The organism is Pontibacter sp. HJ8 (assembly GCF_054824225.1).
This window is the reverse complement of sequence record NZ_JSYF01000203.1, coordinates 1-7373: the sequence shown is the minus strand read 5'-3', so window position 1 is coordinate 7373 and position 7373 is coordinate 1. Positions and strand designations below refer to the sequence as shown.

Here is a 7373-nt window from a genome sequence, read left to right as displayed (position 1 = left end):
TTATTTATACTATACATGCGCTTAACATTTACTTATTTTACCTTCCGCCCAGGATTGGGCTGAAAGCATAGAAAACCGCACTCTTATGGAAATCAAATTACCCAGGTACTTCAAATATGTCGTTATATTACTGGGCCTGTTTTTATTGTTCTGGATCCTGCAGACCTTCAAAGCGGTTCTGATGCCGCTGGTATTTGCGTTGCTCTTTGCCCTGCTCCTGCTCCCCCTCACCCGTGACCTCGAAAGATTCCGCATGCCGCGCGCAGTGGCTATACTTTGCAGTATCGTCATTGTGGTTCTTGTACTGGGCCTGGTGGTCTGGTTTCTATCCATGCAGCTGATCAGCCTGACTACCGAACTGGAAACGATCGGGAAAAACTTCGACGCCTTGCTCATTAAAACACAGGACTTCCTGTATGAGAAATTCGGCATACTGCCTTCCAACAAAAGTGACCTCATCCTGAACATGGCCGGCAGTCTCCGGGAAGTCTCTACTACGTTTCTGGGTAGTACCATCTCTATGACAACCGGTGCACTGGCCGTCCTGACCATCGTCCCCATTTTTGTATTCTGCTTTCTGTACTACCGGGATCACCTGGAGCAGTTCATGTACAAGTTTGTGGCTAAAGAGAAGCGCAGCAGCATGAACCATACGGTCGAAAACATACAGCATGTCGCACAGAGTTATATCTCCGGGCTCATGATCGTGATCGTGATCGTCTCCCTGCTCAACTCGGCCGGACTGCTGCTGCTGGGTGTCAAGTATGCCATCTTCTTTGGAGTGTTTGCTTCTATCCTGACCATTATACCTTATATCGGCATCCTGATCGGCGCTACCTTACCCGCCCTGTTTACCCTGGCTACCACCGGCCACCTGATCGATGCTGTGCTGGTTGTACTGGTTTTTATGTTTGTGCAGTTTCTGGAAGGCAATTTCATCACGCCCTATGTGGTAGGCTCCAAAGTAAGTATTAACCCTTTCGCAGCGATCATTGCCTTGCTCATTGGTGGTGAAGTTTGGGGGGCAGCAGGTATGATCATCTCGATCCCGATGATCGCCATACTCAAGGTTTTGTTTGATGCCTATGAGCCCCTGCAACCCTTCGGTTTCCTGCTTGCCGACATCGATGATGTGAAAACCCAAAAATCGGGCAGGTTCAGGCAGCTGTTCGATAAGATCCGGGAAAAGGCCAAAAAAGAGCGTAAAGAGCAGGAGCAAGAACAGGAACAGGAACTCTAAAATGCGCTGTTTACTAACTCAATTTGCAAGTATGTCCTGATACAAGCGTTTTGAAACGTATTACTAATAAAATTGGTTTACAGGATAGCCTCAGGCGCTGTGCCAGGGAGCAGCTATACAGCCTAAAAAGAAAGAAGCTTGTACGCCATTATAGATATTGAGACGACGGGCAGTCAGCCCACGCAGGACAGGATCACCGAGATAGCCATTTTTATACACGATGGGCAGCAGATTGTAGACAAGTATACTACCCTGATTAATCCGCAACGCACTATACCTTATTATATATCCCAACTGACCGGAATAACGGATGAGATGGTGCAGGACGCACCCAAGTTCTACGAGGTTGCCAAAGACATCGTGCAGTTCACGGAAGGGATGGTATTTGTCGCGCACAATGTACGGTTTGACTACTCTTTTCTCAAAAAAGAATTTGCTGACCTGGGCTTCACCTACCAGCGTAAAACCTTGTGCACCGTGCGCCTCAGCCGCTCGCTTATACCGGGCCTGCCTTCCTACAGCCTGGGCAAACTCTGCAAGAGCATTGACATCGACCTGCAGATGCGCCACCGCGCCATAGGCGACGCGGAGGCTACCGCCAAATTGTTTGATAAGCTCATCAAGATCAACCGGCCGGTGATCGATGGGGCGCAGCACATGGCCGAGCCGTCCGATCAGCTGAAGAACGAGATCAAGGCTTCCCTGTTGCCGCCTGCCATTAAAAAGGAGCAGGTGGATGCTTTGCCTAATGAACCGGGCGTTTACTATTTCCACAACGAAGAAGGCGAAATAATTTATGTGGGCAAGAGCATCAACATCCGCAAACGCATCATCCAGCATTTTAACATCGACTATAAAAGCCGCAAATCCATTGAGTTCAAAAACCAGATAGCGGACATCACTTATGAGCGGATGGGCAATGAACTGGTATCCTTGCTTTTTGAATCGGCGGAGATCAAGCGGATGAAGCCGCACTATAACCGGCAGCAGCGCCGCAGCGTGTTCAACACCGGGATCTTTGTCTATGAAGACGACAAAGGGTATAGGCGCCTGACCTTCGGCAGCGTGAACAAGGCAGATAATGTAAACATGACCCCTATCATCGCACTATCGAACCAGTACAAAGCCAAGGGCTTCCTCTTTCACAAAGTAGCCAAATACAACCTCTGCCAGAAGTTGTGCGACCTCTACAAGACCGGCGGGGCCTGCTTCGATTACCAGGTGCACCAGTGCAAGGGGGCCTGCATCGGGGAAGAAAGCCCGGAAGAGTATAATGCCCGCGTAGATGCGGCCATCGATTCCTTCACCTTTGAGCACAACAGCTTTGTGATCGTGGGCAAAGGCCGCGAGTTAGGCGAAAAATCAGTGGTGGTGGTGGAACATGGCAGCTACCTGGGTTTTGGCTTTGTAGATGAATATTTTACGGCCCATACCTTAGAGGACTTTAAAGGCGAAATACAGCGCTACAACGACAACAAAGATGTGCAGCAGATCATCCGTGGCCACATGCGTGGCAAGCACAAAGACAAAGTGATCGTGTTTGACTGACCCCTGATTTCAGGGCTGCCGTTCATATTGTTGCGCTCATTCATCGGATTTTTCGGATAAGAGTTTTTTTATTCTTAATTTCCATTCGAAATAAAACACTTGAATTAAATGGAAACACGATTCAGACCAGGCGTCTTATTCGGCGACGAAGTAACAGAGCTATTTAAGTATGCAAACGAAAATAACTTTGCCTTACCCGCTGTAAACGTTATTGGTACCAATTCGGTAAATGCTGTCCTGGAAACAGCCAGAGCAGTCAACTCACCTGTCATCATCCAGTTCTCGCATGGTGGCGCCCAGTTCTTTGCAGGCAAAGGCCTGGCGAACGACGCCCAGAAAGCAGCGATCGCAGGTGCAATTTCAGGGGCACATCACGTACACCTGATGGCGGAGGCCTATGGCGTTCCGGTGATCCTTCACACGGACCACGCGGCCAAAAAGCTGTTGCCCTGGATAGACGGATTGCTCGATGCGGGGGAAAAGTTCTTTGCCCAGCACGGCAAGCCGCTCTTTAGCTCCCACATGCTGGACTTATCCGAAGAAGCTATAAAAGAAAATATCGAGACCTGCGCCAGCTACCTGCAGCGTATGGACAGAATGGGTATGACCGTTGAGATCGAACTGGGTGTAACCGGTGGCGAAGAAGACGGTGTCGACAACACCGGTGTTGACAGTGCCCACCTCTATACGCAGCCCGAAGAAGTGGCCTATGCGTATGAGGAGCTCAAAAAGGTTAGCCATCGCTTCACCATTGCAGCTGCCTTCGGCAACGTGCACGGGGTATACAAGCCAGGCAATGTGGAGCTTCGTCCGGAGATCCTGAAGAACTCACAGGAGTATATCCAGGAAAAATTCGGAACGGGCCCTACTCCTGTCCAGTTTGTATTCCACGGTGGATCAGGCTCAGAAAAGGCTCAGATCACAGAAGCGATCGGGTATGGTGCCATCAAGATGAACATCGACACCGATATGCAGTGGGCCTTCACCGAAGGTGTGCGTATGTATTTCGACAAGAAGAAAGACTACCTGCAGGGCCAGATTGGTAACCCGGAGGGAGAAGATGTGCCGAACAAGAAGCATTACGATCCGAGGGTATGGCTGCGTGAAGGAGAAGCGAATTTCATTGCACGTCTGAAGGAAGCCTTCACGGACCTGAATGCCAATAACAGAAACGCATAAGTTGCTTTTCAAAGGCTAATGTAGCAAAGGTGGGGCTCCGGTTCCACCTTTGCTTTTTTAAGTCTGCTGATGCGCCAGCAGCCAGTCGTAAATCTTATCTGTATCTTCTTTGCGGCAAAGCTCCGAGCCCGGCGTCATGGTTGCGGCTGTACCCGCAGCTACCCCATAGCGCACCACTTCTCCCAAGGGACAGCCTTTGAGCAGGCTCATCACCATACCTGCGACCATACTGTCACCGGCCCCTACCGCGCTTTGTTGCTTCACCGTTGGCGGTACCACATACTGTATACCTGTTTCTTTGGAAGCCAGCATGGCGCCACGAGGTCCCAGCGATACGACCAGTACCTTGCACTTGCCTTCCTCCAGCACTTTCATGGCCAGCTCCTCCTGCTCAAAAGCCGAAATGTGTTCTTTGCCGGCCAGCTTTGCCAGTTCTCCCAGATTCGGTTTAATCAGGTATATCCCTTCTCCTGCTGCTTTGATCAAGGCATCGCCGGAGGTATCTACCATCAGTTTAAAGCCCCTCTTATGGGCGATCACTGCCATTTGGTAATAAAAATCGTCCGGAACGCCCTGCGGCAGACTCCCACTGGCTACCACATATTCAGGCAGTTCCTGCAGTGCCTCCAGCTTTTCCAGTACCTGTTTCCACTCGTGCTCCTCTACGGCTGGTCCCGGCATGCCAAAGCGAAACTGATCCCCCGTGCTCTCTTCCATGACCATCAGGTTTTCCCGCGTCCAGTTTTTAGTCTGCAAGTTCCAGAATTCCACACCTTCTTCCTCCAGCAACTGGCAAAGCCGCTCACCGGCTGGCCCGCCCGAAAGCAGCCAGGCAATGGATTGCCCGCCCAGCTTCCTCACAGCACGCGATACATTGATGCCTCCTCCGCCCGGTTCATAGCGTGGCTCTTCGCAACGCAGCTTTTTCTCAGGCAGCACCCGGCTTACATGTGTGCTTTTGTCCAGGGCCGGGCTAAGGGTTATGGTCAGAATTTTATGCATGGGTTGCTGAGTAAGGATCTTGAATAAATGAAAAGGTATAAAACAGCAGCATGACGGCTCAGGACTTTATACCTGCTGTAGAATTTCTCCGGATGTCGAATTCCCGCTGCTCCCCTGTTTTGAAGGTATACACTACGCCGCATACGCCAATCTTTACTTCCTTGGACCAGCCTCTGTCGAAGGTGATCCGCATTGTTTCGGTGGTAATCTCTACTGCCAGCCAGTGTGCCCGGTAGCGAAGCTGCAGGTTCAGGAAAGGCATCTGATCGGGCAACACCGGGTTGAACCAGAGCACATTGTCCCGGATCTCCAGGCCAGTAAAGGCCCGCTGCACCAGGTCTACGGTACCTGCCATGGCACCCAGGTGAATGCCCTCTGCTGTGGTGCCGCCCTGTATATCTTCCACGTCACTCATCAGGGCGATCTCGAAGTTGGTCCAGGCACGTTTCCGGTGAGAGCGGGCCAGCACCCAGGCGTGCACGATCTTGCTTAGCGTAGAGCCATGCGACGTACGCTGCTCGTAATACGCAATGTTGTCCTGTATACTTTCTGCCTTGAAGTCATAGTCCAGAAGCCGGAAGATCTGCAGCAGTTCTTCCGAAGAGAAAAGGTAAAACAGCATCAGGACATCGGCCTGCTTACTGGCTTTGTAGTGGTTAACACTATCCCCTTCGCTTTCCAGTATGCGGTCCAGGCGCATGGCTTCCCCGTACTTAGCCTTATACTTATCCCAGTCAAACTCCTTCAGCTGGTCATAGCCCTCAAACTGAGCAATTATTGTGGTGTCTTCCAGGAAGGGCACATACATGCGCTGGCTGATCTCCTGCCATCGCGCCAGGTCTTCCTGGTTGATGTGCAACTTGTCGAGCAGCTCGATGTAGCGGGAGTCATCGATTACTTCCTGCAGCTTCAAGGCCTGCTGTATCACCCAAACTGCCATCACATTGGTATAGGCATTGTTGTTGAGCCCGATCTCCTGGGTATGTGGATATTCGGTATGGTATTCGTCCGGACCTACCACATGCAGGATCTCGTAGCGGCCGGACTTTTTATTATAGGAGGCAATGGTTGACCAGAACTGGGCAATGTCCAGGATCATCTCTGCCCCGTGGTAGCTCAGAAAATCCATATCATCCGTCGCCTGGTAGTACTGCCACACATTGTAGGCAATGGCAGCGCTGATGTGCCGCTGCAGGTAGGTATTGTCGGGCAGCCATCTTCCTGACTGCGGATTAAGGTGAATGACCTGGCTCTCTTCCCGGCCGTTGCTGCCGCTCTGCCAGGGGAACATGGCTCCCCGGTAGCCAGCTTCTTTGGCCGCACTGCGGGCCTCATGCAGGCGCCGGTAGCGGTACATGAGCAGTTCCCGGGTGATAGCAGGCAGGCGCATGTTCAGGAAAGGAAAGATAAAAAGTTCATCCCAGAAGATATGGCCCCGATAGGCTTCTCCGTGCCATCCCCGCGCCGGCACTCCTACATCAAGGCCCACGGTATGACCCGATACAGTCTGCAGCAACTGGAATATGTGTAGCCGGAGGACAGATTGTGTTTTGGTATTGCCGGGAGTATTCAGGTCACAGCGGTTCCAGAGGCGCTGCCATGCCCGTTTGTGCTCTTCCAGGCTTTGCTGAAAATTGCCCTGCCGCTGTATGTTGGTGACACCATCCAGCAAGGGCTCCGAGATCGCCCAGTCGCGGGAGGTATAGAAAAGCACTGTTTTCTCCAGCCGTATGGGTTGCTCCGGGGTCATGTCCAGTTGGTACTGATGCTCCACATACCCTTTTTCCACGATCGTTTGAGCCTGCGAGCTACTCTCCTCTCCATTCAGGTAGACACGGGTGCGTGCCACCTGGGCCATTCTGGTTTTGGATTGAACCGTCTGAACAACCAGGAACATGGATTCTTCATCGTGCTGCCCCTGCTCAAGTATCTCCAGGTGCTGGCTGGCCAGGGCCTTATACCTGGCTACGCCACTGTTTATAACGCGTCCGTCGAGGGCTGCCCGCAACTCTATCCCGCCCGACCAGTTGATGGGCGTCAGCTGCCACTCCAGGGCTGCCAGGTGTGGGTTGGCCATACTCACCAGCCGTCGACAGTTCAGTTTCGATTCACGCCCGTGCCCATCTTTAAAATGCACATACCGGAGCAGCAAGCCCTGTTGCATGTCCAGCTCCTGCCGGAAATCAAGTACTTCTGCCCCACTCATGTGAAACCAGTCTTCTCCCGGATGCCGGAAAGAGACGGGCAGCCAGTTGGGCCAGTTCACCAGGTCCTCGTTTTCAATCTGCTTGCCCGCCACCTCAGATGTCAGCCTGTTGTAGCCGCCTGCCAGGTAGGTTCCGGGGTAGTCATATTCTGATTCCGCTTTAGCTTCTTCAAAAGCACCGCGCGTAGCAATGTAGCC

At 52.0% G+C, this 7373-nt stretch carries 5 protein-coding genes; 3 read left to right on the top strand and 2 right to left on the bottom strand.

Annotated elements, in window-relative coordinates; translation table 11 throughout:
- Window positions 1–85: 85 nt before the first annotated feature.
- From OB13_RS09990 to fbaA, 3 genes are all read left to right on the top strand, one after another.
- Window positions 86–1240: an AI-2E family transporter gene (locus OB13_RS09990; protein WP_461490022.1), complete on the top strand. Its 1155-nt coding sequence runs from the start codon at window positions 86–88 to the stop codon at window positions 1238–1240.
- 138 nt (window positions 1241–1378) lie between these two features.
- Entirely contained in the window at window positions 1379–2788 is a 1410-nt protein-coding gene (locus tag OB13_RS09985) for an exonuclease domain-containing protein (RefSeq protein WP_461490021.1), read from the top strand.
- A 108-nt stretch (window positions 2789–2896) separates the two neighbouring features.
- Window positions 2897–3967, top strand: coding sequence for a class II fructose-bisphosphate aldolase (gene fbaA / locus OB13_RS09980; RefSeq protein WP_461490020.1), 1071 nt, complete (start codon window positions 2897–2899; stop codon window positions 3965–3967).
- A 57-nt stretch (window positions 3968–4024) separates the two neighbouring features.
- On the opposite strand, the gene OB13_RS09975 is transcribed toward fbaA, so the two are convergent.
- Together OB13_RS09975 and OB13_RS09970 are read right to left on the bottom strand one after the other, a co-directional pair.
- The gene (locus OB13_RS09975) at window positions 4025–4969 is read right to left on the bottom strand and encodes a 1-phosphofructokinase family hexose kinase (protein WP_461490019.1); all 945 of its coding nucleotides are present in this window, start codon (window positions 4967–4969) and stop codon (window positions 4025–4027) included.
- Window positions 4970–5027: 58 nt separating this feature from the next.
- Window positions 5028–7373 (bottom strand): glycoside hydrolase family 65 protein (locus OB13_RS09970; protein WP_461490018.1); only part of this gene is annotated, 2346 nt, incomplete at its 5' end.